This is a genomic window from Pseudodonghicola xiamenensis DSM 18339 (assembly GCF_000429365.1).
Taxonomy (GTDB): Bacteria; Pseudomonadota; Alphaproteobacteria; order Rhodobacterales; family Rhodobacteraceae; genus Pseudodonghicola; species Pseudodonghicola xiamenensis.
Genome location: NZ_AUBS01000001.1, coordinates 224,990 through 251,733, shown reverse-complemented (window position 1 = coordinate 251,733; position 26,744 = coordinate 224,990). Strand labels below are relative to the sequence as shown.

At 63.6% G+C, this 26,744-nt stretch carries 26 protein-coding genes; 5 read left to right on the top strand and 21 right to left on the bottom strand.

Translation table 11 applies throughout. The features are described from left to right. Window positions 1-181: 181 nt before the first annotated feature. The 6 genes from G455_RS0101215 to G455_RS0101190 form a co-directional block, all read right to left on the bottom strand. Window positions 182-1,171 carry an ABC transporter substrate-binding protein gene (locus tag G455_RS0101215; protein WP_028092001.1) on the bottom strand — a complete coding sequence of 330 codons (990 nt, stop codon included), beginning with the start codon at window positions 1,169-1,171 and terminating at the stop codon, window positions 182-184. Between the two features lie 81 nt (window positions 1,172-1,252). Continuing rightward, the gene (locus tag G455_RS0101210) at window positions 1,253-2,098 is read right to left on the bottom strand and encodes an ABC transporter permease (RefSeq protein ID WP_028092000.1); all 846 of its coding nucleotides are present in this window, start codon (window positions 2,096-2,098) and stop codon (window positions 1,253-1,255) included. 55 nt (window positions 2,099-2,153) lie between these two features. Then, window positions 2,154-3,068, bottom strand: a complete 915-nt coding sequence (locus G455_RS0101205) for an ABC transporter permease (RefSeq protein ID WP_028091999.1) — start codon at window positions 3,066-3,068, stop codon at window positions 2,154-2,156. Between the two features lie 27 nt (window positions 3,069-3,095). Further along, window positions 3,096-3,878: an ABC transporter ATP-binding protein gene (locus G455_RS0101200; protein WP_028091998.1), complete on the bottom strand. Its 783-nt coding sequence runs from the start codon at window positions 3,876-3,878 to the stop codon at window positions 3,096-3,098. Window positions 3,879-4,085: 207 nt separating this feature from the next. Further along, window positions 4,086-5,540 (bottom strand): dihydropyrimidinase, encoded by a 1,455-nt coding sequence (gene hydA / locus G455_RS0101195; RefSeq protein ID WP_028091997.1) that lies wholly within the window; start codon window positions 5,538-5,540, stop codon window positions 4,086-4,088. Between the two features lie 150 nt (window positions 5,541-5,690). Next, the gene (locus G455_RS0101190) at window positions 5,691-6,941 is read right to left on the bottom strand and encodes a Zn-dependent hydrolase (protein WP_028091996.1); all 1,251 of its coding nucleotides are present in this window, start codon (window positions 6,939-6,941) and stop codon (window positions 5,691-5,693) included. A 188-nt stretch (window positions 6,942-7,129) separates the two neighbouring features. Between G455_RS0101190 and G455_RS0101185 the strand changes: the two genes are divergently transcribed. Further along, a complete protein-coding gene (locus G455_RS0101185) occupies window positions 7,130-7,747 on the top strand; it encodes a TetR family transcriptional regulator C-terminal domain-containing protein (RefSeq protein ID WP_028091995.1) in 618 nt (205 codons plus the stop codon). Window positions 7,748-7,759: 12 nt separating this feature from the next. On the opposite strand, the gene G455_RS23045 is transcribed toward G455_RS0101185, so the two are convergent. The 4 genes from G455_RS23045 to G455_RS0101165 form a co-directional block, all read right to left on the bottom strand. Further along, window positions 7,760-9,133, bottom strand: coding sequence for an MFS transporter (locus G455_RS23045; protein WP_084436952.1), 1,374 nt, complete (start codon window positions 9,131-9,133; stop codon window positions 7,760-7,762). Window positions 9,134-9,369: 236 nt separating this feature from the next. Continuing rightward, window positions 9,370-10,674: an NAD-dependent dihydropyrimidine dehydrogenase subunit PreA gene (preA, locus tag G455_RS0101175; RefSeq protein WP_028091994.1), complete on the bottom strand. Its 1,305-nt coding sequence runs from the start codon at window positions 10,672-10,674 to the stop codon at window positions 9,370-9,372. Continuing rightward, complete coding sequence (locus tag G455_RS23040; RefSeq protein ID WP_051312087.1) at window positions 10,675-11,901, bottom strand: glycosyltransferase; 1,227 nt, start codon at window positions 11,899-11,901, stop codon at window positions 10,675-10,677. Between the two features lie 54 nt (window positions 11,902-11,955). Next, window positions 11,956-13,293 carry an NAD(P)-dependent oxidoreductase gene (locus tag G455_RS0101165; protein WP_028091993.1) on the bottom strand — a complete coding sequence of 446 codons (1,338 nt, stop codon included), beginning with the start codon at window positions 13,291-13,293 and terminating at the stop codon, window positions 11,956-11,958. Between the two features lie 171 nt (window positions 13,294-13,464). Between G455_RS0101165 and G455_RS26315 the strand changes: the two genes are divergently transcribed. Both G455_RS26315 and G455_RS0101155 read left to right on the top strand, forming a co-directional pair. Then, complete coding sequence (locus G455_RS26315; RefSeq protein ID WP_154664314.1) at window positions 13,465-13,638, top strand: hypothetical protein; 174 nt, start codon at window positions 13,465-13,467, stop codon at window positions 13,636-13,638. Window positions 13,639-13,771: 133 nt separating this feature from the next. After that, on the top strand, window positions 13,772-14,776 hold the full coding sequence (locus tag G455_RS0101155) for a hypothetical protein (protein ID WP_229861699.1): 1,005 nt from the start codon (window positions 13,772-13,774) through the stop codon (window positions 14,774-14,776). 21 nt (window positions 14,777-14,797) lie between these two features. Here the strand turns inward: G455_RS0101155 and G455_RS0101150 are convergent, their stop codons facing one another. The 9 genes from G455_RS0101150 to fabD all read right to left on the bottom strand — a co-directional run bounded on the left by G455_RS0101150 (window position 14,798) and on the right by fabD (window position 22,351). Continuing rightward, window positions 14,798-16,168 carry a DNA-packaging protein gene (locus G455_RS0101150; RefSeq protein WP_084436970.1) on the bottom strand — a complete coding sequence of 457 codons (1,371 nt, stop codon included), beginning with the start codon at window positions 16,166-16,168 and terminating at the stop codon, window positions 14,798-14,800. Beyond that, complete coding sequence (locus G455_RS0101145) at window positions 16,092-16,421, bottom strand: hypothetical protein (protein WP_028091990.1); 330 nt, start codon at window positions 16,419-16,421, stop codon at window positions 16,092-16,094. The genes G455_RS0101150 and G455_RS0101145 overlap by 77 nt, the downstream gene beginning before the upstream one ends. 216 nt (window positions 16,422-16,637) lie before the next feature. Next, a complete protein-coding gene (gene mltG, locus G455_RS0101140; RefSeq protein ID WP_028091989.1) occupies window positions 16,638-17,798 on the bottom strand; it encodes an endolytic transglycosylase MltG in 1,161 nt (386 codons plus the stop codon). A 1-nt stretch (window position 17,799) separates the two neighbouring features. Further along, window positions 17,800-19,065: a beta-ketoacyl-ACP synthase II gene (fabF, locus tag G455_RS0101135; protein ID WP_028091988.1), complete on the bottom strand. Its 1,266-nt coding sequence runs from the start codon at window positions 19,063-19,065 to the stop codon at window positions 17,800-17,802. A 121-nt stretch (window positions 19,066-19,186) separates the two neighbouring features. Next, a complete protein-coding gene (locus G455_RS0101130) occupies window positions 19,187-19,567 on the bottom strand; it encodes an arginase family protein (protein WP_028091987.1) in 381 nt (126 codons plus the stop codon). A gap of 119 nt (window positions 19,568-19,686) precedes the next feature. Continuing rightward, window positions 19,687-19,869, bottom strand: a complete 183-nt coding sequence (locus tag G455_RS26310; protein ID WP_154664313.1) for a hypothetical protein — start codon at window positions 19,867-19,869, stop codon at window positions 19,687-19,689. Between the two features lie 264 nt (window positions 19,870-20,133). Continuing rightward, window positions 20,134-20,367, bottom strand: coding sequence for an acyl carrier protein (locus tag G455_RS0101120; RefSeq protein WP_028091986.1), 234 nt, complete (start codon window positions 20,365-20,367; stop codon window positions 20,134-20,136). A gap of 215 nt (window positions 20,368-20,582) precedes the next feature. Further along, the gene (gene fabG, locus G455_RS0101115) at window positions 20,583-21,320 is read right to left on the bottom strand and encodes a 3-oxoacyl-ACP reductase FabG (protein WP_028091985.1); all 738 of its coding nucleotides are present in this window, start codon (window positions 21,318-21,320) and stop codon (window positions 20,583-20,585) included. A 92-nt stretch (window positions 21,321-21,412) separates the two neighbouring features. Next, window positions 21,413-22,351, bottom strand: coding sequence for an ACP S-malonyltransferase (gene fabD, locus G455_RS0101110; RefSeq protein ID WP_028091984.1), 939 nt, complete (start codon window positions 22,349-22,351; stop codon window positions 21,413-21,415). Window positions 22,352-22,493: 142 nt separating this feature from the next. Between fabD and G455_RS0101105 the strand changes: the two genes are divergently transcribed. After that, window positions 22,494-23,717 carry a cytochrome b/b6 domain-containing protein gene (locus G455_RS0101105; RefSeq protein ID WP_028091983.1) on the top strand — a complete coding sequence of 408 codons (1,224 nt, stop codon included), beginning with the start codon at window positions 22,494-22,496 and terminating at the stop codon, window positions 23,715-23,717. Window positions 23,718-24,820: 1,103 nt separating this feature from the next. Here G455_RS0101105 and G455_RS0101095 read toward each other — a convergent pair. Both G455_RS0101095 and G455_RS23035 read right to left on the bottom strand, forming a co-directional pair. Then, entirely contained in the window at window positions 24,821-25,399 is a 579-nt protein-coding gene (locus tag G455_RS0101095) for a YceI family protein (RefSeq protein WP_028091981.1), read from the bottom strand. A gap of 119 nt (window positions 25,400-25,518) precedes the next feature. Next, window positions 25,519-25,995 carry a hypothetical protein gene (locus tag G455_RS23035; protein ID WP_051312086.1) on the bottom strand — a complete coding sequence of 159 codons (477 nt, stop codon included), beginning with the start codon at window positions 25,993-25,995 and terminating at the stop codon, window positions 25,519-25,521. A 383-nt stretch (window positions 25,996-26,378) separates the two neighbouring features. Between G455_RS23035 and rpsF the strand changes: the two genes are divergently transcribed. Beyond that, complete coding sequence (gene rpsF, locus G455_RS0101085) at window positions 26,379-26,732, top strand: 30S ribosomal protein S6 (RefSeq protein WP_028091980.1); 354 nt, start codon at window positions 26,379-26,381, stop codon at window positions 26,730-26,732. Window positions 26,733-26,744: the final 12 nt, after the last annotated feature.

Here is a 26,744-nt window from a genome sequence, read left to right as displayed (position 1 = left end):
CGAACGGGCGGAGCCCCGGGAGGCGTGCAACGAAATCCCGCAAGCGGTTCAGTGGCGAATAGACTGACTTCGGCGCCGACCGGATGGCGCCCGCCCTCCCTTCACTGAAAGCCGCCCGCCCCGACGAACCGGAACGGGCGGCGCAATCTGTCCGGTCACGCGGGCGCGATCGGGATCAGGCTCAGTTCAGGGCCTTGTCGGTGATGACATGGGTCCAGGCGCCTTCGGGCTCCTTGGTGATGACCGGATCGGAGCCGCCCGACAGCAACGTTTTCACCGTACGTTCGTAATCCGCCGGGTCGAGCGTGCCGTTGGAATCTGCGGTCAGCTTGGCGACCTCGCGCATCATGCGCTTCTGATGCTTTTCGGTCTGGGCGCCGGAGGCATCGTTGTCGAGCACGATCTCGGCCGCCTCGTCAGGGTTTTCCTCGGCGTATTTCCAGCCCTTCATCGAGGCGCGCACGAAGCGGACCATCTTGTCCTCGAAGGCCGGATCGGAGAGCTTTTCCTCCATCACGTAAAGACCGTCCTCCAGTGTGGCGACGCCCTGATCCTCGTATTTGAAGGTAATCAGCTCCTCAGGCGTGACGCCGGCGTCGATGACCTGCCAATATTCGTTATAGGTCATGGTCGAGATGCAATCGGCCTGGCGCTGCAGCAGCGGATCGACGTTGAAGCCCTGCTTCAGCACCTCGACGCTGTCGGGGCCCTTGCCGTCGGTCTTGATACCCAGATGCGCCATCCAGCTGAGGAACGGGTATTCATTGCCATAGAACCAGACGCCCAGGGTGCGATTGACCAGATCCATCGGTTTTTCGATGCCGGCATCCTTCCAGCAGGTCAGCATCATGCCGGAATGCTTGTAGGGCTGGGCGATATTGACCAGCGGCAGCCCCTTTTCCCGTGCCGCCAGCGCCGAGGGCATCCAATCGATCATCACATCGGCACCGCCGCCGGCGATCACCTGGGTCGGTGCGATATCGGGGCCGCCCGGCAGGATGGTGACATCCAGATCCTCGTCGGAATAAAAGCCCTTGTCCTTGGCCACGTAATAGCCGGCGAACTGCGCCTGGGTGACCCATTTCAGCTGCAGCTTGACCGCATCGGCCGCCAGCGCCGCGCTGGTGCTGAGCGCGAAGGCGGCGATCGCCCCACCAATCAGTTTTTTCATCTGTCTTACCACTCCTTGTTGGGTATCTTCTTGGTTATTTCATAAGCCCCGCTGACCGGGGTCTTGTATCACTTGTCTGTTTCAGCCCCGCTGCGACGGGTGCCAGAAGGTCACCGCCCGCTCCATCGCTGCCAGAATGCCGTAGAAGGCGGTCCCAGCCAGGGCGGCCACCACGATTTCGGCCCAGACCATATCCAGCGCCAGTTGCCCCACGCTGGTCGAGATGCGGAACCCCATCCCCATGGTGGGCGAGCCGAAGAACTCGGCCACGATGGCGCCGATCAGGGCCAGCGTCGAGGAAATCTTGAGCCCGTTGAAGATGAAAGGCATCGCCGCCGGCAACCGCAGCTTGAAAAAGCTCTGCCAATATCCGGCGGCATAGGTGCGCATCAGATCGCGCTGCATGGCGCTGGTCTGGGCCAACCCCGCGACGGTATTCACCAGCATCGGGAAGAACACCGAGACCACGACCACCGCCGCCTTGGACTGCCAGTCGAAGCCGAACCACATCACCAGGATCGGCGCGGTGCCGATGATCGGCAGCGCCGCGACCAGATTGCCCACCGGCAACAGCCCGCGGCGCAGGAAATCGCTGCGGTCGACCAACACCGCCACCAGCAGCGCCGCGCCGCAGCCGATCACATAGCCCGACAGCGCCCCCTTGAGGATGGTCTGGCGGAAATCGACCCAGAGCACCGGCAGGCTGGTGACGAAGCGTGTCACGATCAGCGAAGGCGCCGGCAGGATCACCATCGGCACGTTCAACCCACGCACCAGCAATTCCCAGACCAGCAGCACGGTGATGCCGAAGATCACCGGTACCGCCAGCCTGACCGCCCGGGTCCGGGCCATAGGCCCCTCGGCCAGCCGCACGTTCACCCACCAACCGAAAGCCCAGAGGATCAGGGCCAGGATCACCTCGATCATCGCGGCGCCCTCCCCTGCAGCATCTCGGCAAAGACCGTCAAATTCTCATCCGCCATCATGCCATCCCCATCCGCTTCAGCGTGATCCGCTGGATCACCCCGAGGAGTCCGACCAGCACCGAGGCCAGGATCGCCGCGGCAAACAGCGCCGACCAGATCTGGATGGTCTGACCATAATAGCTGCCCGCCAGCAGCCGCGCGCCCAGCCCCGCGACCGCACCGGTCGGCAGCTCGGCCACGATGGCCCCGACCAGGGAGGAGGCGATACCGATCTTCAAAGAGGCGAAAAGATAGGGCATCGACGAGGGAAGCCGCAGCTTCCAGAACCCCTGCGCCGGGCTGGCGTTATAGGTCTTCAACAGATCGATCTGCATCGCGTCGGGGCTTCTGAGCCCCTTCACCATACCGACGACGACCGGAAAGAAGCTGAGATAGGCCGAGATGATCGCCTTCGGCAGGATCCCCTGCACCCCGATGGAATACAGCACCACGATGATCATCGGTGCGAGCGCGATGATCGGGATGGTCTGGCTGACGATGGCCCAGGGCATCACCGACATGTCCATCACCCGGCTGTGCACGATGCCCACTGCCAGCAGGATGCCAAGACCGGTGCCGATGGCAAAGCCCATCAGCGTTGCGCTCAAGGTCACCCAGGCGTGAAAGACCAGGCTGCGTTTCGAGGTGATCTTCTTCATCACCGTGGTCTGCCACAGCTCCACCGCCACCTGATGCGGTGCCGGCAGACGCGGACGCTCCTGCGCCCAGGTGGCGGAAATGGCAAAGCTGTTCTTCGCCACCAGTCCGAAGGCGCCCCTGTCGCGGCGGGCGACGGCGCCTTCGGGCACCACCTGCGCCCCGGCGCGCTCAAGATCGGTCAGCACCCCTTTGATATTCATCGGCACGCAGGCGGCGTACCAGATCGCCACGATGGCGGCGAGCACGGTCAGGACGGCCAGGACAGATTTCATGCCCACCCCTCCCCGATCTTCGGCAGATCACTCGTCATAGGAATGCCCCGCCCTCAGCCCCTCGCGCACGCGGTGGGCGATCTCGATGAACTCAGGCGTATCGCGGATCTCAAGCGGCCTCTCCTTCGGCAGCGGGCTTTCGATCACATCGGTGATCCGCCCCGGCCGCGGGCTCATCACCACGATCTTGGTCGACAGATAAACCGCCTCCGGGATCGAATGGGTGACAAATCCGATGGTCTTCTCGGTTCGCGCCCAGAGCTGCAGAAGCTGTTCGTTCAAGTGATCGCGCACGATCTCGTCAAGCGCGCCGAAGGGTTCGTCCATCAGCAGGATATCGGCATCAAAGGCCAGCGCCCGCGCGATACTGGCCCGCTGTTGCATACCGCCCGACAATTGCCAGGGATATTTTCCACCGAACCCTTCCAGATCGACAAGCTTCAGCACCGCCTCGACACGCGCATCCTGATCGGCCCTGGAATAGCCCATGATCTCCAACGGCAACTTGATATTCTTGGCAATCGTCCGCCATGGATAAAGCCCGGCAGCCTGGAACACATAGCCGTATGCCCGGTTCTTGCGCGCCTCCTCCGGCGTCATGCCATTGACGGTGATGCTGCCGCCAGTCGGCTGTTCCAGCGCCGCCATCACCCGCAGAAAGGTGGTCTTGCCACAACCCGAGGGGCCGATGAAACTGACGAAATCGCCCTTTTCGATCTGCAAGTTCACATCTTTCAGCGCGTGCACCGGCCCATCGCTGGTCTGAAATGTCAGTTCAAGACCCGAGGCCTCGATCACGGTTGTTGTCATGCCACTCCCCTCGGCGGGCGATCTTGTTCTTGATTATTATCTGGTCGGTTGTCCTGAACCGCGGCCCCGTCCCCGAGGCAAACGGCCCTTTCGTCAACATAGGCCCGACCTGCCTCTGTCGCCAAGAACGACGAGACAGCGAAACCGCCGCGCCCGGCAACAGACCGACCGCCCGATGATGCAACAGCATGACCGGGCGGTATCGGCTCACACCCCGGTCGCCGGAATACCGGCACGCACAACGGGCCGCGGCGCGGTCAGCTCCTTCCACTTGCTCAGCGCGGTGTTCACCGTCGCGTTCGGATCGCGCGCGACGAATTCGCCATGGCCTTCCTTGGCCTTCAGCTCGCCATTCTCCACCGCCACGTAGCCGCGGCTCAGCACGAAACGCGGCAGAGCACTGACCTCGATTCCCTCGAAGACGTTATAGTCGATCGAAGAGGCCTGCGCCTCTGCCGTGATGGTCTTGCCCATCGACGGATCCATCACCACGATATCGGCATCCGCCCCCACCAGGATCGCCCCCTTCTGCGGATAGCAGTTCAGGATTTTCGCGATATTGGTCGAGGTGACGGCGACGAATTCGTTCATGGTGATCCGCCCCGTCTCGACCCCGTAGGTCCACAGAACCGGCATCCGGTCCTCCAGCCCGCCGGTGCCATTCGGGATCTTCGAGAAATCGCCGACGCCATAGCGTTTCTGCTCGGTGGTGAAGGCGCAGTGATCGGTCGCCACGCAGGAGAGCGTGCCGGAGGCAAGCCCGGCCCACAGGCTGTCCTGATGCTTCTTGTTGCGGAAGGGCGGCGACATCACCCGGCGGGCGGCATGATCCCAATCCTCATTGAAGTATTCGCTCTCATCCAGCACCAAATGCTGGATCAGGGGCTCCCCCCAGACCCGCTTGCCGGCCAGCTTGGCGCGCCGGATCGCCTCGTGGCTCTCCTCGCAGGAAGTATGCACCACATAAAGCGGCGCGCCCGCCATATCGGCGATCATGATGGCACGATTGGTGGCTTCGCCCTCCACCTGCGGCGGGCGGGAATAGGCATGGCCCTCCGGCCCGGTATTGCCCTCGGCCAGCAACTTGGCGGTCATCTCCGCCACCAGATCGCCGTTCTCGGCATGCACCAGAGGCGTCGCGCCCAGCTCGGCACAGCGCTTGAAACTGGCGAACATCTCGTCGTCGTTCACCATCAGGCTGCCCTTGTAGGCCATGAAATGCTTGAAGGTGTTGATGCCCTTCTCTTCAGTGATGATCTTCATCTCGTTGAAGACCTGCTCACCCCACCAGGTGATCGCCATGTGGAAGGAATAATCGCAGCAGGCGCGGGCTGATTTGTTGTCCCATTTCTTCACCGCGTCCAGCAGGCTCTCGCCCGGATCGGGCAGCGCGAAATCGACCACCATGGTGGTGCCGCCCGCCAGCGCCGCACGCGTCCCGGCATAGAAATCATCCGACGAATGCGTTCCCATGAAGGGCATTTCCAGATGGGTATGCGGGTCGATCCCGCCCGGCATCACATAACAACCTGCCGCATCCAGGATCTCGTCGCCACTCAGATCGGGACCGATCTCGACGATCTTGCCATCCTCGATCTTCACATCCGCCTTATAGGTAAGATCCGCGGTCACCACCGTGCCGCCCTTGATCACTTTGCTCATCTTCAGAACTCCCATGTTGTTTCTGACAGGCCAGTCACCGCTCCTGACGTCATGACCGCCGCCGGGCGTTCAACCGCGCCCTTCTTTTTCTGGCTTCAAATATCCCGGGGGTCTGGGGGCAGCGCCCCCAGCGCCCTCAGTCTCCGGGCCTCACTCGACGATCTCAGCCGTCTCCAGCACCGCATGCAGCAGAACATCGGTGCCCGCCGCCGCCCAGTCCTTGGAGATCTCTTCGGCCTCGTTATGCGACAATCCGTCAACGCAGGGACACATGATCATCGTGGTGGGCGCCATCTTGGCGGCCCAGCAGGCATCGTGACCGGCGCCCGAGATGATATCCATGTGGCTATAGCCCAGACGCTCGGCGGCGTTGCGCACATTGCTCACCAGCTCCGGCGTGAAGGTGACAGGATCGAAGTGACCGACCGCCTCGACCGAACAGCCGACGCCCAGGGCTTCGCAGATCTTGGCCGCTTCCGCCTCGATCTTGGCGCGCATGGCGTCCAGCTTGGTCTGATCGGGGGTGCGGATGTCGACGGTAAAAACCACCTTGCCCGGCAGCACGTTGCGCGAATTGGGGGTGAAGGTCACCTGCCCCACACCGCCCACGGCGTTCGGCTGGTTCTCCATCGCCACCGCCTGTACCATCTCGAAGATACGGCTCATGGCAAGGCCCGCATTCACCCGCATCGGCATCGGGGTCGATCCGGTATGCGCCGCGGTGCCGGTCAGGGTGAATTCCAGCCACCACAGACCCTGGCAATGGGTGACGACACCGATGTCCTTGCCCTCGGCCTCGAGGATCGGGCCCTGCTCGATGTGCAGCTCGTAATAGGCGTGCATCTTGCGGGCGCCGACCTCTTCCTCGCCCTGCCAGCCGATCCGCTTCAGCTCCTCACCATAGGTCTTGCCCTCGAGATCGGCGCGACCATAGGCATAATCCAGCGAATGCATGCCGGCGAAGACGCCCGAGGCCAGCATCGCCGGGGCAAAGCGCGCGCCCTCTTCATTGGCCCAGTTGGTGACGACGATCGGGTGTTTGGTCTTCAGCCCCAGATCGTTCATCGTACGCACCGCCTCCAGCGCGCCGAGCACGCCCAGGACGCCATCGTATTTGCCGCCCGTCGGCTGGGTATCGAGGTGGCTGCCCATATAGACCGGCAGCGCATCGGGATCCTCTCCGGGGCGCGTCATGAACATGGTGCCCATTTTATCGACACCCATGGCCATTCCCGCGTCTTCGCACCATTTCTGGAACAGCGCGCGACCCTCGGCATCTTCATCGGTCAGGGTCTGGCGATTGTTGCCACCGGCAACACCGGGGCCGATCTTGGCCATCTCCATAAGGCTGTCCCACAGCCGGTCACTGTTGATTTTGAGATTTTCTGCCGGAGCGGACATGGCTGAAACTGGCTCCCCGTCTATTATGTGTCCTGGTTCTTTGATTTGACCAAACGGTCAAACCGAGGCTAACACGGGTTGCGAACCAGTCAAGAAATTGCCGTAATCCGGTAAAGAAATCGCCGACGCCGCAAAGTGGCGCGACAAGAAAACAGGCACAGACGGACAGAACGGAGATGGCAGCGCCAATGCCCAAGGACAAAGCCCCCACACGCATTCAGCGCAAGAACCGTCTGACCATTCTGGAGGCAGCGCTCGATGTGTTTTCCTCCCAGGGATTTCGCGGCGCGACCGTCGACCAGATCGCCGCGGTCGCGGGGCTGAGCAAACCGAACCTGCTGTATTATTTCCCCTCGAAAGAGGCGATGTATGATGCGGTTCTGTCGCAGCTTCTCTACACCTGGCTCGACCCGCTGCGCACGCTGACCCCGGAGGGCGATCCGCTGGAGGAAATTCTCTCCTACGTGCGTCTCAAGCTGGAGATGAGCCGGAATTATCCGCGCGAAAGCCGGCTCTTCGCCAATGAGATCGTCCAAGGCGCCCCCCGCATCCACCAGGTGCTCGCGACCGACCTGAAACAACTGGTCGACGAGAAAGCCGCAGTGATCCAGGGCTGGATCGACGCCGGGCGACTGGCGCCGGTTCACCCCTATCATCTGATCTTCTCGATCTGGTCGCTGACGCAGCATTACGCCGATTTCGACGTGCAGGTGCGGGCGGTCCTGGGCCAGGAGGATCCGTTCGCAGCGGCGCCGGATTTCGTCGAAACGCTCTATCGCCGCCTGCTCAGCCCCGCCGGCGCCTGACCTGCGCCCCTCTCAGGGCTCTTCCTCAGACACCCGAGGCGGCCGTTCTGTCGCCGCCGCCACCGCCGCCGTGGCCGCTGCGGCCGCCTCATGCGCCGGCCCGGTGCCCTCTTCGGCCAGGCGATCCTCCTCGGCGGCGATGATTTCTTCCGCCTCCTCCGGGCTGGCGGCCAGAACATGGGTCTCGGGCGTGGCCATGCGCCCCTGCGGTACGGTGACAAAGGCCGCTTTCTCGGCCTCATGCACCGGCGCGCGCATTGACATCCGTATTGCACCGAACAGGATGATCAGCACATGCGCCACCGCCGATGTGACGAACAGCCCGGTCTGACCGAACGCCGCCATGCTGTAGCCCGCCGCCATCGGCCCGGCGATCGAGCCCAGCCCGAAGACCATCAGAAGCCCACCGCTGACCTGGATCGCGCTGCCCTCTGCGGCATGGTCGTTGGCATGGGCGATGATGATCGGATACATCGCATAGATCGCCGCCCCGAACACCGAGGCCATGACAAGGTTTTCCAGCCGCCCATCGGGCCGCAGGAAGATAAACGCCAGATCTGCCACCAGCGCCAACACCGCCACCAGCACCAAAACCAGCCGCCGGTCCATCCGGTCCGAAACCAGGCCGATCGGCACCTGACTGAGCGCGCCGGCCAGGACCGGCAGGCTGGCGAACAGCGCCACCGCGGTCAGATGCAGCCCCACCTCATTGGCATAGACTGCCGAAAGCGTACCGAAAGCGCCGTTGGAAATGCCGATGCAGAAGACCGCGAACACCGCCACCGGCGAATTGCGCCAAAGCGCACGCAGATCCAAGCTGACCCGCGCCAGAGGCCGCGGACTGGCCGAGGAGGAAATCGCCGTCGGCACCAGCGCCAGGCAATAGAAGATCGCCGGCAACACGAAAAATACGATCCCAGTGGTGTCCCCCAGCGTCAGCACTAGTTGCCCGGCGGTCGAGGCAGCGAGGTTGACCATGGTGTAGATCCCGAAGATGCGCCCGCGTGATTGCGGCTCGGCGCGCTCTCCCAGCCAGCTTTCGACGATCATGGCGGCCCCGGCGAAACAAAAGCCTGAAAGCGCGCGCAACGGCACCCAGGCCCAGGGAGTCAGAATCAGAAGCGACAGCAGAACCGCGATCGCCGCGAAGGCCGCCATCACGCTGAACGATCGGATATGCCCGACCCGTGCCACCAGCCGCGCCATGAACACGCAGCCCAGCACATAGCCCACTGCCCAGCCCGAGCCCAAAAGCCCCAGAGAGGCGGCGCTGAATCCTTCGAAAGTGCCCCGCATCGGCAGAATCAGCACATTCATCCCGCCGGCGAACAGCAGCAGCGCGGAACCGAGCAACAGGGCGGAAATCGGAAGAATCTGTCGAACCATCAGCCCGTTACCAGTAAATTTCGTGCAGCCTGCCTATCTCCGGTCGCAGTTTCAAGGCCAGAGCTGCCATGATGGTGCCGGATTGGCGACGGCGCGCATATCTGCCCTCCGCCCGACGACTGCAAGGGGGTATATGTCGGGGGCGGCAAGACATCGACGCAGCCGCGGGAAGCGGATGCAAAAAGGGCGCGCGAACCGTCCGTCCACGCGCCCTGCCCCGCAAAGGGGTTTCAGTCCTATTCCGCCGCGACGGCGGCAGGGTTGTTCGGATGCGTGGTCCAGTTGGCATATTCCGCCGGCACCACCTTGCCGGTGCGCGGATCGACAGCGCCGGGCGCCATCTGCTCCATGCTGATGCAATTCTCGATCGGGCAGACATCGACGCAGAGGTTGCAGGCGACGCATTCGGCATCATTGACCTCGAACACCCGACCTTCCTTCATCCAGATCGCCTGGTGGCTGGTATCCTCGCAGGCGGCATAGCAACGGCCGCATTTGATGCAGGCGTCCTGGTCGATCTTGGCCTTGGCGATGTAGTTCAGGTTCAAATGCTGCCAGTCGGTGACATTGGGCACCGCCTGACCGATGAAATCGGCGGTCGAGCTATAGCCCTTTTCATCCATCCACTGGCTGAGGCCCGAGATCATCTCCTGCACCACCTTGAAGCCATAAGTCATGGCAGCGGTGCAGACCTGCACATTGCCGGCCCCCATCACCATGAACTCGGCGGCATCGCGCCAAGTCGTCACGCCGCCGATGGCGCTGATCGGCTTGCCATGGGTCTGCGGATCGCGGGCGATCTCGGCCACCATGTTCAGCGCGATGGGCTTCACTGCGGGGCCGCAATAGCCGCCGTGGGTGCCCTTGCCGTCGATGGTGGGCTGCGGTGCCATCAGGTCCAGATCGACCGAGGTGATCGAGTTGATGGTATTGATCAACGATACCGCATCGGCATTGCCGGCGAAGGCCGCCCGCGCCGGGTTGCGGATGTCGGTGATGTTCGGCGTCAGCTTCACGATCACCGGCTTGGAGTAGTATTTCTTGCACCACTCGGTCACCATCTGGATATATTCCGGCACCTGCCCCACGGCCGAGCCCATGCCGCGTTCGGCCATGCCGTGCGGGCAGCCGAAGTTCAGCTCGATCCCGTCAGCACCGGTTTCCTCGACCAGCGGCAGGATCGCCTTCCAGCTCTCCTCGTCGCAGGGCACCATAATCGAGACGATCAGCGCCCGGTCGGGATAGTCCTTCTTGACCCGGGTGATCTCCTCCAGATTGGTCTGCAGCGGCCGGTCGGTGATCAGTTCGATGTTGTTCAGACCCAGCAGGCGACGGTCGGCGCCATAGATCGCGCCATAGCGCGGCCCGTTGACGTTCACCACCGGCGGCCCCTCCGAGCCCAGCGTCTTCCACACCACACCACCCCATCCGGCCTCATAGGCGCGGCGGACGTTGTATTCCTTGTCGGTAGGCGGCGCCGAAGCCAGCCAGAACGGGTTCGGGCTGGTAATACCCAGAAATTCAGTCGTCAAATCAGCCATCTAAGCGGCCTCCCTATCGTGTCCCAGGTTGTCTTTGACTATTTTTGCCCGATGCGCGAAGACCTGGCTCCGCGTCAGGTGCAGACCGGAACGGCCCGCCTTTTCAATCAGATCACACAGTTTCGCGCGGTCAGCCTCCAGCCCGGACAGGGCTTCGGCCAGCGCCGCCACATCACTGCGGTCGACCAGAATTCCAGCGCCCTGTTCAGAAACAAGACGCCCGGCATAAGTGTCCCGGAACCCGATCAGCGGCGTCGCCGCAAACAGCGCCTCGATCAGGTTGCGGGGCGATTCATCCGTCATGTGACAGAAGAGCAGCAGATGCGCCCGCCGCAGGATGCCGAGCACCTTTTGGCGATCCGACACAAAACCATGGAAGCGGATCCGATCCGCGATCCCTCGCTGATCGGCCAGATCGCGCATTTCCTCCAGCAACGGGCCATCACCGGCCCATTCCGCCACGAAATCCACCCCGGTCTTGGCCAGCCGCGCCAGGGCCTCGACCCAGAGCAGCCCGCCCTTCATCCGGTCCGCCCGACCGACATAGGCGATCCGCAACACATCCGTTTCGGCGCTTCCAAGCTTTTCCGCCAGCTCCGCCTCCGGGATATGATCCGAGGCTTCCAGATGGATATCCTCGACAATCTGCGCATTTCGGGTCCAGTCTACGAAGCTGTCATAGACGGTTTGCCCGTGCAGCAGCGCCAGATCGGCCCGGCCCAGCAACTCCAGCTCGGTCCTGGCGGTGATCGCCGATTTGATCCGCGCTTTCAGCCGCCCCTTCAGGCTGCCATCATGCGAGGCCGCGAAGACCTGGGATTCCACCCGGTCGAACCAAATACCGTGCGGCAACCCGTTGTCGCTGGCCAATCGCGCGCCGACAACGCCCCAGTCGCCAACCCACCCACCGATGGCGAACAGCCGGTAATCGGCACGGCACAGCGCATCGAGCATGATCTGACGCACCTCGGCCCGCGTCTTCAGGAACACCGGCAGGTGATACCCGTCCGGCAACTCGATCAACTCGAACTCGGGCAGAACGATCCCCTCAGCCTCCGCATCGACCCAGCCCTTCGGAGGCAAGCCGGCCTTGCAGATCGAACAGGCGATCACCCTGTCGAAATGCTGATGCCACGCCTTCAGGCCACTGGCGGTCTGCGCCTCGATGAACAAACGGCCGTTGTGACGGTAAAACACTGCTCCCAGCGTGAGGAAAAGAGTCTCCAAAATGCTGCCTCCTGGCTCGAGGATGGGTGGGCGAACCAACGCCCGCCCCCGATCCTAGCACGATGTCAGCTCTTCATGGATATTCATCGCCGCATCCCGCCCCTCGGCAACCGCGGTCACGGTCAGATCCTCGCCGCCGCTGGCGCAGTCGCCGCCGGCCCAGATGCCCGCGACGCTGGTCCGCCCCTGCGCGTCCACCGCAATCTTTCCGCCTGCGATCTCCAGCCCCTCCGGCGCGCCAAGAAGGGTCTGGCCAATCGCCTTGAACACCTGATCGGCGTGCAACGGCAGAGTTTCGCCGGTGCCCGAGACACACCCGTCGACCACATCGGTATATTCCAGCATCACGCCTTCGACCTCGGCCTCACCGATCAGCGCCCGGGGCATGACGTTGAACATCAGCCTGACCCCTTTCGAGGCCGCCAGGTCCTGCTCATAGCGGCTGGCCGGCATTGCCTCGCGGTCGCGACGATAGGCGATGGTAACCGTTTCGGCGCCCAGCAGCTTGGCCTGAACGGCAGCATCCACCGCCGTCATACCACCACCGATGACAACCACGTTGCGCCCTACCGCGATGGCAGACCGATCCCCCGCCTGGCGCAGATCGGCGATGAATTCCACCGCGTCCCGCACCCCTTCCATGTCTTCGCCCGCCAGACACAGGGCATTCACCCCGGCCAGACCGATGCCGAGGAAGACGGCATCGTAATCGGCCTTGAGCGCATCGAGCGTCAGCCCCGCCCCCAGCGCCTTGCCGGTCTCGACGGTGATCCCGCCGATCTTCAACAGCCACTCCACCTCCTGCGCGGCAAAATCATCGGTGCTCTTGTAGGCGGCGATACCGTATTCGTTCAGCCCGCCCGCCTTAGGCTTGGCATCGAACAGGGTGACGTCATGGCCCAGCATGGCCAGGCGATGCGCACAGGCCAGCCCCGCGGGCCCCGCCCCCACCACCGCCACGGTCTTGCCGGTGGCGTCGGCGCGGGTGAAGGGATGCACGCCCGAGGCCATAAGCCGGTCGGTTGCATAACGTTGCAGCCGGCCGATCTCGACCGGGCTGCCCTCCGCCGTCTCGCGCACACAGGCCTCTTCGCACAGCGTCTCGGTCGGGCAGACCCGAGCACACATGCCGCCCAGTATGTTCTGGGCCAGGATCGTGCGCGCCGCGGCCTCGGGGTGGCCGGTCTGGATCTCCCGGATGAACATCGGGATGTCGATGCTCGTGGGACACGCTGTCATGCAGGGCGCGTCATAGCAAAAATAGCAGCGGTCCGCCGCGACCGCCGCCTCATGCGGGGCCAGCGGGGCATGCAGATCGGTGAAGTTGGTGGCAATCTCTTCGGGCGGCAAGCGATGCGCCGCAACCCCGGATGCCTGATGGCCGTTCGCCATTGGGTGTCTCCCTGTTCTGATCTTTGTTTTGATCTTTTGGGTCAGACTGCCACAGCCACATTTTTTATCAATTGGTAAAATTTAGCTCGACACAAGAAAATGCACCGTCCCGGCAGACATGCCGCGAAAACGGGCAGCCGCCGACAACGCCTGTCCCGGTCCAGGGGCCGCGTGAAAGCTCTGACAGGACATCAGCCGATCCGTTTGCCGAAAGCCGGCGCGACCGGTGATCCGGTCACCGAACAGGACCGGCACCACGAAGCCACCGACAAAGCGACAAGGACATTCCCCACCTGGGCCACATCATCCCGGATGATGGAATTCGGGCTGACGTTGCTGTCGTGATGGCGAACATGGCCCCATCCCCGCAAGCCCGATCTCGGAAACAATGCAATTGCGGTCTTTTGAGCGCAGGCCACCCCCCCTATACTGACCGCAAAGACAGGTGCCATGAAAATACCGGAGCGGCAGGAAAATTATGGCGAAAGAACCAGTGTCGAGCCAAAGCTTCAATATTCTGATCATCGGCCAATCTGGCCGGCTACAATACGAGGCACTGCTTTTCGCCGCCTCGCTGCGCGCGATGAGCCCGGGTTTTCCCGGTCGGCTGATCGTCGCCGTGCCACAACCCGGACCGCTATGGTCGGGCGACCCGACAATCCGCAACGCCGAGGTGCTCTCCGCGCTGGGGGAACTCGGGGCCGAGGTGCTGCCCTTCGACAGCCGTCATTTTGGCGAAAGCTACCCTCAGGGCAACAAGATCGAAGCACTCGCACTCCTGCCCGAAGGAGAGCCTTTCGTCTTTTTCGACAGTGATACGCTGATCACCGGCGATCTGATGCGCGTGCCCTTCGACTTCTCCTATCCCGGCGCCTCGCTCAGGCGCGAAGGAACCTGGCCAGAACCGACGCTATACGGCCCGGGCTTCGGCGCGATCTGGAAATCCCTCTATGACCGTTTCGGGCTGGATTTCGACAGCAGCCTCGACCTGAGCCAACCGGACGAATATTGGCAACGCTATCTTTATTTCAACGCTGGCTGGTTCTTCTATCGCTGCCCGAAGCTCTTCGGCGACCGGTTCACCGATTATACGCTGTCGATCCGCGACAACCCGCCGCGCGAACTGGTGGGCCAGAGCCTCGATCCCTGGCTCGACCAGGTGGCGCTGCCCTTGGTGATCCATTCCTTCGGCGGGGGGCGCGATGCGCTGCCCGAAGGGCTTTTGGATGGTGAGGTGAGCTGCCATTATCGCATGTTCCCGCTGCTTTATGCGCGCGAAAGCGACCGGGTGATCGAGGTGCTCGACCAGGTGACAGCCCCCAACAGGATCAAGAAGGTGCTCAAGCAATATGAGCCGATCAAACGGCTGATCTATCAGGGGCGAGGTCAGAAGGTCCGTGCGCTGTTCGAGCAGGACAACCTGCCCCGCAAGGAACAGGCGATCCGCAACAGGATCAAGGCAAACGGCTTCTGGATGCGCTAACCACCAGAAGCCGCCCGCCCGTCACAAGACCCTGAGCCGGGGCCGTCGCCACCGCGACGCCGGGGCAACCATCAGATCATGCAACGCCCAGACCAGCGCATCCACACGATCGGGAGATCCCGGCCCGTCGTATCCGCGCTGGGTCATCCGGCACATCTGCTCCTCCAGTGCCACCAGCCCGCGCAGATGCATCACCCGCCCCTGTTCGTAGAGCGCCGCCACCGGCTCTGCCCGCGCCACCTTGCCCCGGCTCGCTCGCACCGCACGAAACGGCACCAGCGGGTCGACCTGGCGCAGCACTTCCTCGACCAGTTGGCCGCCCTGATTGACCTCGGCCACCAGCCGTTCGGCGCCGAACTCCTCCATCGCGCGGATGGCGGCCCGCGCCCAATCCGCCGGACCGACGCCGCGCACCGTCCGATCCGCCAGCACATAGGCGCGCCAGTCCTGCGGCGGCCCCTGCAATTGCGCACCGACCACCACGATACCACAGGCGTCCGCCGCGGCCCCACCCGTCACTGCCGGATCCAGCGCCACCACCACCCGATCCAGCGCCGGCACCTTGTCGACCCGCGCGCCCTCGAGCATGCCTGAGGTCCAAAGTGCGCCTTCCGCATCCTCCAGCAGCACCCCGTCCAGCTCCTGCCGCCCCAGCCGCGTGCCGGCATAGCGCGCCCGCACCTCGGCCAGGAACGAGGCTGCCAGATTGGCCCGGTTCGCCTCGGTCGGGGCCTGGGTCACCACGGTCGAGGACGCGGCGAGCAGCGATTTCAGCGCCGTGACGTTCCTCGGTGTGGTGGTGACGCAGACGCGCGGATCGTCCCCCAGCCGCAGCGCGAATTGCAGCATGTCCCAAGGCTCCTCCGCCTTCGGCCACTTCGCCAGTTCGTCAGCCCAGGCGGCATCGAATTGCGGACCGCGCAGCCCGTCGGGGTCCTGCGCCGAAAACGCCTGCGCCTCGGCACCGTTGGGCCAGATCAGCCGCCGTTCCGACGCCTTCCAGACCGGCCGCCGATCCGACGGCGAACAGGCCAGAATGCCGCTGTCGCCCTTGATCATCACGTCGCGCACCTGATCATAGGTCTCGCCCAAGAGCGCCAGCCTCCGGCACCGCCCCTTGTCCAGCGGCCGCGCGCCCTCGACCTGCGCGCGCACCCATTCGGCACCGGCCCGGGTCTTTCCGGCCCCGCGCCCGCCCATGATCACCCAGGCGCGCCAGTCCCCCCCGGGCGGGAGCTGATGCGGCAAGGCCCAGAACTCGAACAAAAAAGGGAGGGCACAAAGCCCTCCCTCACCGATTTCCTCCAGGAACTGCTCACGGATCGCAGCAGGCGCGGAGGCGAGCCAGACGGCACCCGATCTCAAGTCTGGCGGCATCGAGGTCGAGCGCATATCCGCCCTGAGCGATACCGGTTTGGCGTTGTTGCTGTTCGACAAAACATTCCTCCACTTTCTGACAGGACCGGATCAGGCGCCCCGCCTGTTCCAATTCGCGCGTGCGTGCGGCGACATCTGTGTGCTCCCCGGCCTCGATATTCGCCTTCAGGCCTTCCGCCACCTGCCGCAGCTCTTGCACCGATTGTTCGAGCGAGCGCAGCAGATCAGCAGTCTTCGAAACCCGCTCCTCCGGGGTAATCAGGATCATCTGTGTCCATTGACCTCATGCCTGCGTGATCTCCGCACGAGAGAACGAAAAAACGGCCGGCGGGAACCCCCGCGGCCGATGTCCAATTCCTCTAGCATGACACAACCTATAGGAGAAACCGCACGCAAAGTCAAGCCGGAACGAAATGAGGACCGGCGGCTAACCGCACGGTCCTCTTAACAATTTCCTGATTGGAACCCAATCGGAGCTGCAGGATCAGTCGTTCTGTTTCGCCCGTTCAGCCTCGATCTGGCGCCATTTGGCGACATTCCGATTGTGCTCGGCCAAGGTCGAGGAAAACAGATGGCCACCGGTCCCGTCGGCCACGAAGAACACATAGTCGGTCTGATCCGGGTTCACCGCCGCCTCCAGGCTGGCCAGCCCGGGATTGGCGATAGGCGTCGGGGGCAGGCCTTCGATCACGTATGTATTCCAAGGCGTTACACGACGAAGTTCGCTCTGCCGCAAACCGCGCCCCAAAACCCCTTCGCCCTTGGTAATCCCATAGATCACCGTCGGATCGGTCTGCAACCGCATGCCCGATTTCAACCGGTTGACGAAAACGCTGGCGACCGCGCCGCGCTCATCGGGGATACCGGTCTCCTTCTCGATGATCGAGGCCAGCACCAGCATCTGTTCCGGCGTGTCGAAGGGCAGCCCTTCCTGACGTTTGGCCCAGGCCTCGTCGATCCGCTGTTGCTGCAGCGCCTGCATCTGGCCCAGCAGCGCCTCGCGCTCGGTGCCGCGGGTGATCTCATAGCTGTGCGGTGCCAGCATGCCCTCAGCAGGCACATCGGTCACCGCCCCGCTCAGGATGTCGATCGCCTTCAGCGCCTCGACCACCTGCCAGTTGGTCACCCCTTCGGCCACCGCGATACGGAAGGCGGTATCGGGCGCCGCAGCCTTCTGCGAAAAGATTTCCGGCACCTCGGCGCTGCCCAGATCGAACTTCGCCAGTTCCACCTCGGCCATGGTCTCGGGGTCCAACTCGCGCAATTCGGCGCGGCTGCGCGTCACCCCGATGCGATAAACCACCTCGGCGCCGCAGGTGCTGGCCCCGCCCCGGGTGACCGCGTCGACGATCTCCTCCATCGAGGCATGCGCCGGCACCAGGAAGTTGCCCGCCTTCAACTGGCTGCTCTTCTCGGTATATTGCGCGCCCAGCCGGAAGATCGTGCCGCTGCTGATGGTGCCCTGCTCCTCCAGCTCCTGACTGATCCGCCCCATGGTCGCGCCCCCCGGGACCCGCACGCAAACCGCGTGATCCTGCGGCCCCTGGGCAACATATTCCCTCTGCCCCCAGAGGATCAGCCCCCCCAGAAGGAACAGCGCGACGGCCAGAACCGTCAACATATTAGAAGCCAGGCTGCGCCACATGTCAGTCGATCTTTCCGAACAGCACACTCGCGTTGGTGCCGCCGAACCCGAAGCTGTTCGACAGCGCGATATTGATCTCGCGTTCACGCTTCTGGTTCGGCGCCAGATCGACCGGCGTATCCACCGCCGGATTGTCCAGGTTGATGGTCGGCGGCGCCACCTGATCGCGGATCGCCAGGATCGAGAAGATCGCCTCGATCGCACCCGCAGCCCCCAGAAGATGCCCGGTCATCGACTTGGTCGACGACATGGTGACCTTGGCGGCCGCATTGCCCAGCAGCCGCTCGACCGCGCCCAGCTCGATGGTATCGGCCATGGTCGAGGTGCCATGCGCATTGATGTAATCGACATCGCCCGGCTCCAGCCCGGCGTGCTTCAGCGCCGCCCGCATCGACCGTTCGGCGCCATCGCCATCCTCCGCCGGAGCAGTAATGTGATAGGCGTCGCCCGACAGCCCATAGCCCAGCACCTCGGCATAGATCTTGGCGCCACGGGCCTTGGCATGTTCATATTCTTCAAGCACCACGATACCGGCGCCCTCGCCCATCACAAAGCCATCGCGATCGGCGTCATAGGGGCGGCTGGCCGCCTGCGGGTTGTCGCCGTACTTTGTCGACAGCGCCTTGCAGGCGTTGAACCCGGCAATCCCGATCTCGCTGATCGCGGCCTCGGCGCCGCCGGCGATCATCACGTCGGCGTCGCCGTATTTGATCAGACGGGTGGCGTCGCCGATGGCATGCGCCCCGGTCGAACAGGCAGTCACCACCGCGTGGTTCGGCCCCTTGAAGCCGAAACGGATACTGACCTGCCCGGAAATCAAGTTGATCAGCGCGCCTGGAATAAAGAAGGGCGACACCCGGCGGGGGCCGCGTTCCTTGATCAGCACCGCGGTTTCCGCGATCGAATTCAACCCGCCGATCCCCGACCCGATCATCACACCGGTGCGCTCGCGGCTTTCCTCATCTTCCGGCATCCAGCCGGCATCGCGCACCGCCATATCGGCCGCTGCGACACCATAAAGGATGAAGTCATCCACCTTGCGCCGTTCCTTCGGCAACATCCAGTCGTCGGCATTGAAGGTGCCGTCCGTTCCATCGCCCAGCGGAACCTCGCAGGCATAGGTGGTGCTCACGCCGCTCGCCTTCGCATCGAACCGCGTGATCGGACCCGCGCCGGATTGTCCTGCCAGCAGCCGGGTCCAGGTTTCCTCGACCCCGCAGGCCAGCGGAGTCACCAATCCCAGCCCGGTTACAACGACTCTGCGCATCTACAGCCCTCTTGCCTCAATTCGTTTGAGAACCGCTCTTACCCCGCCCTCGCCCCCGGGGGCAAGAGAAACGGCATAATCGCCCAATCCCCTATCGTCACCCGCCGATCACCCCCGGGACCTAGGTCAGAAGCTGCGCCGCCGTGCGGGCGCCTTCGCCGTCGCGATCGCGCGCGGCCGTGAACTCCAGCATCTCAAAGGAAACGATCTGCCCCCGCGCCGCCACCGCCCGGATCAACCCCAGCCCCTGGCCATAGCTCAAGCCGCCAGCCATCGGTGCGATCACCACCGCCATGATCAAGGGATCAAGTGCATCGCAATCAAGGCAGATCGCCCCCCCCGCGCGCCCTTGGGGATCAAATCGACCACCGCCTGCGGATCGCCGAACTGATGCGCCGCGATCAGATGCCCCCAGTCGCGCCCCCTGCAGTTCCCCCTCGACCGACTCGCGCCAGTCGACAGGGGCGTCGATCTGCACAATGGTCAAAGGCTCGCCCCCCATCGCCAAGCTCCTCGATCAGCGGGACTGTCAGGGAATCATCACCGCCCAGCAGCACCAGCTCTGCCCCGGCGGCGAGAATCTGCCGCGTCACCACGGCAATGGCAGCCCGGTTGCCCGCACTACCCGTCGGGATCGACCGCCAGTTCGCCAGCGTCGACCACCCGCACCCCTTCGGGCAGGACCGGCCCCAGAAGATCAAAGCTCACCTTGCCCGGATCGCCGGAATAGGCTGCAGCCCCGGCCCGGATCGTCGCGGCTCCACCAGCACAACAAGCACCAATCGAGGGGGGAAGGCGTGGCACAATCGGCTCCCAAGATCACGATATCGGCCTCCAGTGCCTCGAGTTCCGCCGCCGGCCCCCACGGAGACCACGAAACCTCGCCGCGCCGAACATATCCCCCAGCTGCGCCATCACCTCTTATCCTTTCCTGCCGCAACGCCGAAAAGATGCCCGCAGGGAACGCCGGACAAGAGCCCACTGCCAGGAAAAGCAATGATCAAACAGGAAAAAGGCGCCTCCCCCTATGGGAAAGCGCCTTTCGAATTCCAGTGATCCGAGGTCAGATCAGGAGGCTTCGGTGATGAATTTCACCGCGTCGCCGAAGGTCTGGATGGTTTCGGCCGCATCGTCCGGGATTTCAATGCCGAACTCTTCTTCGAAGGCCATCACCAGCTCAACGGTGTCAAGGCTGTCAGCGCCCAGATCGTCGATGAACGACGCGTTCTCGGTCACTTTGTCCTCTTCAACACCCAGATGCTCAACAACGATCTTCTTCACGCGATCTGCGACGTCGCTCATGTCTCTTCCTCATTCCATCGGGGCTTTGCGCCCCAGTTTCGCCCTTACCCGGTCGGGATGGCTGTCGATATATGCCCGGTCGGGCGGCTCGATCCCGGTGGGCCGGGATATGGACGGACGGTCGCCCGCGACACGGGAACCGCCCCAAATATTCGCCGCCTATAGCACAGTCCGGCGCAGAGGCAAACGCTTTCGCTTCCCCGCCGCACCGTCCCTTAAAGCATGGCCATTCCGCCGTTCACATGCAAGGTCGCACCGGTGACATAGCCCGCTTCTGGGCTGGCAAGGTACAGAACCGCCGCCGCGATTTCCTCGGGTTGGCCCATCCGGCCGGCGGGAATCTGCGCGTCGATCTTGGCTTTCTGATCGTCAGTCAGCTTGTCGGTCATCGGAGTAGCGATGAAGCCCGGCGCCACCGCATTGACGGTGATTCCCCGGCTGGCGACCTCATAGGCCAACGATTTCGACATGCCGATCAGCCCCGCCTTGGCGGCTGCATAATTGGCCTGCCCCGGATTGCCGGTGGCCCCGACGATCGAGGAGATATTCACGATCCGCCCCCAACGCGCCTTCATCATGCCGCGCATCACGCCCTTGCTCAGCTTCATCGCCGCGGTCAGGTTGACGTCCAGCACCGATTGCCATTCGTCATCGGACATCCGCATGAACAGATTGTCACGGGTGATCCCGGCGTTGTTGACCAGGATGTCGACGCTGCCCATCGCCTCGGCGGCGCGCTTCGGCAGCGCCTCGACCTCGGCTGCATCGCTCAGGTTACAAGGCAGCACAAAGGTACGTTCGCCCAGTTCGGCGGCCAGTTCCTGCAACGGCGCCTCGCGCGTGCCGGACAGCGCCACGGTAGCGCCCGCGCCATGCAGCGCCTTGGCAATCGCCCCGCCGATACCGCCCGAAGCGCCCGTAATCAGCGCCGTTTTCCCCATCAAATCGAACATCTCATCTCTCCCAGCCGCCCCCGGCGGCGCAAAAGTTTTCAAAAACTTTTGCCAAGATTTTTTGAAAAATCTCGGCGCTTAACCGCGAATGGTCAGCCCAGGCTCTCCACCACGGCCTTCACATCCTCCGGCGTGCCCACTGCCTTGCAGGCGATCTCCCGGTCGATCTTGCGGATCATGCCGGACAATGCCTTGCCGGCACCGATTTCCCAGGCCTCGGTCACCCCTTGGGCAGCCATGTACTGCACGCTCTCACGCCAGCGGACCGAGCCGGTCACCTGCTCGACCAGCAGCGCCCGGATCAGATCGGGATCACTCACCGCCTCGGCGCGCACATTGGCGATCAGCGGCACCGCCGGCGCAGCGATCTCGACCCCGGCCAACGCCTCGGCCATCACATCCGCGGCAGGCTGCATCAGGGCGCAATGGAACGGGGCGCTCACCGGCAGCATGATCGCCCGTTTGGCGCCCTTCTCCTTGGCGATAACCGCAGCACGTTCCACCGCCGCCTTGGCACCCGACACCACGACCTGCGTCGGATCATTGTCGTTCGCCGCCTGGCAAACCTCGCCCTGGGCAGCCTCTTCGGCCACGGCGCGCACCGCCTCCAGATCGAGCCCCAGGATCGCCGCCATCGCCCCCTCGCCGACTGGCACCGCGCTTTGCATCGCCTGACCACGGGTGCGCAGCAGCCGGGCCGTATCCGCGACCGAAATCGCCCCGGCAGCGGCCAATGCCGAATATTCGCCCAAGGAATGCCCCGCCACAAAGGCCGCTAACGCGATCGTGATCCCCTCGGCCTCGAGCGCGCGCATCGCCGCCAGCGAAGTCGCCATCAGAGCCGGCTGGGCATTCTGGGTCAGGGTCAGGGTTTCGATATCACCCTCCCAGATCAGGCTGCTCAGGCTTTCGCCCAGGGCCTCATCCACCTCATCAAACACGGCCTTGGCAGCCGGATAGGCCGCAGCCAGCGCCTGCCCCATGCCGATGGTCTGCGCCCCCTGCCCGGGGAAAACGAATGCACGGTTCATGCCGATCCTCCTGATTAATTCGCATTCGAAATAGACTGCGCGCCAGCTCTGTGCAATGGCGCGCCCCGATTGTGCTAACCGGGGCATTGCCCGAATCCCTTAAGCCCATACTACCTTGCAACAAATTGCTAGGAGAGCATTCATGACCCTCGCCAATACCCCACGCAGTTACGGTGGCGTGACCAAAACCTTTCACTGGCTCACTGCCCTGCTGATCCTGAGCGTCCTACCACTCGGCTGGTTCGCCTCGGAACTGTCCGAACAAATCCGCGATCCGGCCTATACCGCCACCGATGCCGACGTTGCCCGCGCGGCGCTGGTGTTTTCGCTGCACAAGACCATCGGCGTCTCCATCTTCTTCGTGGCGCTGCTCCGCATTCTCTGGGCGCTGACCCAGAAAAAACCAGGCCTGCTGAACGCCGAGAACCGGCTCGAGGCGACGGCGGCCGAAATCGCCCATTGGCTGCTCTATGGCTCGTTGGTGCTGGTGCCTCTGACCGGCTGGATCGACCACGCCGCCCACAGCGGCTTTGCTCCGATCCTCTGGCCCTTCGGCCAGTCGCTACCCTTCGTCCCCAAGAGCGATGCAGTCTCCTATGTTGCCGGAGGGCTGCATGTCATCCTCATGTGGGTGCTGGTCGGCTCATTGGCCGCCCATATCGGCGGTGCCCTGAAACACTTCGTCATCGACCGCGACTTCACCCTGCAACGGATGCTGCCCGGTTGTGGTGAAGGCCCGCAGCCGCCCGCGAGCCACCACGGGTTGCTGCCCGCCGTTCTGGCCCTCGCCATCTGGATCTTCGCCCTCGGCAGTGGTGCGGCCACCGGCATGCTGACCCCGCCCGAGGGCACGCCGCAAGCCACCAAACTGGCCGAAGTCGCCTCCGATTGGCAGGTCGAAAACGGCACGCTCGCCATCACCGTCCAGCAGATGGGCAAGCCGATCGAGGGCAGCTTCGCTGACTGGACCGCGGCGATCACCTTCGACGATCCCGCCGCCCCTGGCCCTGCCGGCACGGTCGACGTACAGATCGCCATCGGCTCGCTCACCCTCGGCTCGGTGACCTCGCAGGCCATGGGCACCGATTTCTTCGACGCCGAGAAGTTTCCGACTGCGGCCTTCTCCGGCAAGATCGAGAAAACTGCCGACGGCTATATCGCCACCGGACCGCTCAGCCTCAAAGGTGCCACCGTCGACATCAGCCTCCCCTTTAGCCTGACGCTCGACGGCGACAGCGCGACGATGAAGGGCTCGACCACGCTGGACCGCATGGCCTTCGGCATCGGCTCCAACATGGCCAACGAAAGTTCGCTGGGCTTCAACGTAAAAGTCGATGTCGACCTGACCGCCACGCGCGACCACTGATCCCCCTGAGGCCGTCGCAAACCTATGCGGCGGCCTCAGCACCAGGACATGCCCCCATGAACGGGCATCCCCGGAGAGGCGGCCCCTCGCTCCACAACGAAGGCGGGCATGGCCCGTCTTGTTTTGAACGACCTCAGGAGCGGGATAAACCACCCCCACCAAGCCACCAAACCAGGCGGCATGGCCCGCAAGGCCTCAATGGCATTTTCCAAGAGTTGAGAACCGGCGTCCCCTGGCGCGACCGGCCTGCGCACGACGCCCCCCACAATCGCCCCTTGGATCAAGGCCGATGTCCCGGTGCAGATCTTTGCTCCCTCGCGGAAAACCCCGGACAACCTGCAGATCGCCGATAACCCGATCATCCGCGCCCATCAGCATGATGGTCATGGGCGCAAAGCAGAGAAAGATCCCGCCATCCCTCGGCTTGCGGGCGCCTCCCCCCGAATAATCTGCCGCGAGGCGCGTTCTCTCGGCGGACTGGGCGCCAGGATCAACACGATGATCGATCAGTGGCCTGCCTGCGGCGATCACGCGGTCGCCAGGCCAGACCTCCGACAAGGCTGCCCTCGGCGCTCTCCTCACCGCCCACCCCGCGCCCGACGGGGCGGTGGCCGACCGTGATCACGATGCGCGCGCCATCCCTGAGCTCTTAGCAGCTCATGGCATGCCCCGACACAGCCGGGCCGCAAAGGGGAACGCATGGTTGACGCGGCGCCCTATCGCGCGCGTCTTCAAAACGTTCAAACATCTTCGCAAGATCGCAACGCAATACGGCAAACTGCGCGCAATTGCGTGGCCGCCCTCCTCCTCGCATCCTCCCGTCTCGGGACGTGGATTGATGTCTCCGCAGCCCAGGGCCCGGCGGCGGGCAACTCCCCCTCGCCAGCACCCCCCAAATCAACGCGCCCGCCTTCGACCTGGATACAAATATCCCGGGGGAAACGGCCAGAGGCCGTTGGGGGCAGCGCCCCCTCTGCGCCGCGACAAACATCGCCATCGCCCGGACAGTCTCCCCATCCCAGCCCCGAAACAGAAACCGCCGGCCCCAAGGGGACCGGCGGTCTGTCGCTTCCGAAGGTCGTTCCGAAACGGATCAGGTCAGATCAGTCTTCTGCCTTCATCGCTTCGATCGAGATGTTCACTTCCACCTCGTCGCTCACATAGGGCGCGAACATGCCCAGGTTATAATCGCTGCGGATCAGCGTGGTGGTGGCGGTGAACCCGGCCCAGGGCTTGTTCGCCATCGGATGTTCGCCGGCCTGGGTCAGCACCGCGTCCAGAACCACCGATTTGGTAACGCCGTTCAGGGTCAGATCGCCGGTGATCAGCGCTTCTTTCTCGCCGGTCACCTCGATGCCGGTGGACTTGAAGGTAACGGTCTTGTCCTCGCTGGCACCGAAGAAGTCCGCCGACATGAAATGTTCATAGCGCGGTTCCCAGCCGGTGATCATCGAGCTGACCGGCATCGACACTTCGACGCTCGAGTTGGCGGGCTCGTCCTGATCGAACATGATGGTGCCCTCGAAGCCCGAGAACATGCCGTAGCCGGTCGAAAAGCCAAGGTGGTTGTAATGGAACACGATCTGGCTGTGGCTCGAATCAAGCACATATTTCTCAGGGGCCGCGAAGGCGGCGGTGGCAGCAAGGGTCGCGAAGGCGGCGGCCAGAAGGGGGGTTTTCATCTTCAGCATCTCCATTGGATGTGCGATTTCACATGGCCCCCAACATGACGTCCCCACGCGTCAAGGCAAGGTCACAAAATCCAACAGGATCTGTGATTTGGCGAACAATCGCCGAAATGTCAGTTGCAAATATTCACAAGTCTCGAAAGTTGCGCGCGCAATGCCGCACGCTGGCCAACATCCCTAAGCCCCACTCTCAGCAGCAGCCGCCCGTCCATATCGTAAAGCGCAACACTACGACGATCGAAGCGCACCCGCCCCAGGCTTTCATAGCTGCGCCGCGACACCGTCATCGGCCGCCCCCCGGCGCCCGGCGCCAGCACCCGAACCTCGCGACGGACCGGATCGAACCAGACGGTCGGACGCGGCACCGCGTCATAGATCATCATCACCGTCAGTCCCGACAGCAGGAAGAACAACGACACCCCCAGCTTCATAATCACGAGATCGGCCTCGGTCTGGCTTCCCGGCAGGAACCACATCGCCGCAGCGGTCACCACCATGAGGCTGCCAAGACCGCGAAACAGCGCCGCCGCCAGCACAGGCCAGGGCCAGAAGGCGACAGCAAGCGCCCGACTCCGGACCACCGGAGACATCGGCCAGCGTCCTGCAATTCGGCTATTCGGCATGATCCGCCCCTCTCCGGTCCTTCCGCCCGCGATGACGGACGATCTCGCAGCACTTGCGCCACATCCACCAGTCTGCTCTGAAAAAGGGCATTAATGCGGCCTCCCCCGGGCATTCGCCGGGCAAGCCGCCACCGGGCCCAGGTCCGCCCGAAACCGTTTCAGCGCGGCGCTTCATCACCCGCGCCGAACAGTTCAGACCATCCGGCCCCTGGGGGTTGCCCCGCCCCGGAAAACCTGTATACGGGGCCATCCTTTCGCATCATTCGATAACCGCGCAGTCTCTCGTGGCGGGGCCGCGGAAGGATCGGGCCCCACCTATGAAATGCGCCTTGACAGAAACAGGAGTCTACATGCCCCTCTACGAGCATGTCATGATCGCGCGTCAGGATCTTTCCAACGCGCAGGCTGAAGGCCTCATCGAACATTTCGGCGCCATTCTGGCTGATAACGGCGGCAAGATCGTCGACAGCGAGTACTGGGGCGTCAAGACGATGGCCTACAAGATCAACAAGAACCGCAAGGGCCACTATTCCTTCCTGAAAAGCGATGCGCCCGCCGCCGCAGTTCAGGAGATGGAGCGCCTGATGCGTCTGCATGACGACGTGATGCGCGTCCTGACCATCAAGGTCGACGCCCACGAAGAAGGCCCCTCGATCCAGATGCAAAAGCGTGACGAGCGGGACAACCGCCGCGAACGCCGCTGATCAACGCTTGAA

Bases quoted from the DNA above. Each gene is read 5' to 3' on its own strand.
- G455_RS0101215 (WP_028092001.1), bottom strand. From the start codon at position 1,171: ATGAAAAAACTGATTGGTGGGGCGATCGCCGCCTTCGCGCTCAGCACC.
- G455_RS0101210 (WP_028092000.1), bottom strand. From the start codon at position 2,098: ATGATCGAGGTGATCCTGGCCCTGATCCTCTGGGCTTTCGGTTGGTGG.
- G455_RS0101205 (WP_028091999.1), bottom strand. From the start codon at position 3,068: ATGAAATCTGTCCTGGCCGTCCTGACCGTGCTCGCCGCCATCGTGGCG.
- G455_RS0101200 (WP_028091998.1), bottom strand. From the start codon at position 3,878: ATGACAACAACCGTGATCGAGGCCTCGGGTCTTGAACTGACATTTCAG.
- hydA (WP_028091997.1), bottom strand. From the start codon at position 5,540: ATGAGCAAAGTGATCAAGGGCGGCACGGTGGTGACCGCGGATCTTACC.
- G455_RS0101190 (WP_028091996.1), bottom strand. From the start codon at position 6,941: ATGTCCGCTCCGGCAGAAAATCTCAAAATCAACAGTGACCGGCTGTGG.
- G455_RS0101185 (WP_028091995.1), top strand. From the start codon at position 7,130: ATGCCCAAGGACAAAGCCCCCACACGCATTCAGCGCAAGAACCGTCTG.
- G455_RS23045 (WP_084436952.1), bottom strand. From the start codon at position 9,133: ATGGTTCGACAGATTCTTCCGATTTCCGCCCTGTTGCTCGGTTCCGCG.
- preA (WP_028091994.1), bottom strand. From the start codon at position 10,674: ATGGCTGATTTGACGACTGAATTTCTGGGTATTACCAGCCCGAACCCG.
- G455_RS0101165 (WP_028091993.1), bottom strand. From the start codon at position 13,293: ATGGCGAACGGCCATCAGGCATCCGGGGTTGCGGCGCATCGCTTGCCG.
- G455_RS0101155 (WP_229861699.1), top strand. From the start codon at position 13,772: ATGGCGAAAGAACCAGTGTCGAGCCAAAGCTTCAATATTCTGATCATC.
- G455_RS0101150 (WP_084436970.1), bottom strand. From the start codon at position 16,168: ATGCGCTCGACCTCGATGCCGCCAGACTTGAGATCGGGTGCCGTCTGG.
- G455_RS0101145 (WP_028091990.1), bottom strand. From the start codon at position 16,421: ATGATCCTGATTACCCCGGAGGAGCGGGTTTCGAAGACTGCTGATCTG.
- mltG (WP_028091989.1), bottom strand. From the start codon at position 17,798: ATGTGGCGCAGCCTGGCTTCTAATATGTTGACGGTTCTGGCCGTCGCG.
- fabF (WP_028091988.1), bottom strand. From the start codon at position 19,065: ATGCGCAGAGTCGTTGTAACCGGGCTGGGATTGGTGACTCCGCTGGCC.
- G455_RS0101130 (WP_028091987.1), bottom strand. From the start codon at position 19,567: ATGGGGGGCGAGCCTTTGACCATTGTGCAGATCGACGCCCCTGTCGAC.
- G455_RS0101120 (WP_028091986.1), bottom strand. From the start codon at position 20,367: ATGAGCGACGTCGCAGATCGCGTGAAGAAGATCGTTGTTGAGCATCTG.
- fabG (WP_028091985.1), bottom strand. From the start codon at position 21,320: ATGTTCGATTTGATGGGGAAAACGGCGCTGATTACGGGCGCTTCGGGC.
- fabD (WP_028091984.1), bottom strand. From the start codon at position 22,351: ATGAACCGTGCATTCGTTTTCCCCGGGCAGGGGGCGCAGACCATCGGC.
- G455_RS0101105 (WP_028091983.1), top strand. From the start codon at position 22,494: ATGACCCTCGCCAATACCCCACGCAGTTACGGTGGCGTGACCAAAACC.
- G455_RS0101095 (WP_028091981.1), bottom strand. From the start codon at position 25,399: ATGAAAACCCCCCTTCTGGCCGCCGCCTTCGCGACCCTTGCTGCCACC.
- G455_RS23035 (WP_051312086.1), bottom strand. From the start codon at position 25,995: ATGTCTCCGGTGGTCCGGAGTCGGGCGCTTGCTGTCGCCTTCTGGCCC.
- rpsF (WP_028091980.1), top strand. From the start codon at position 26,379: ATGCCCCTCTACGAGCATGTCATGATCGCGCGTCAGGATCTTTCCAAC.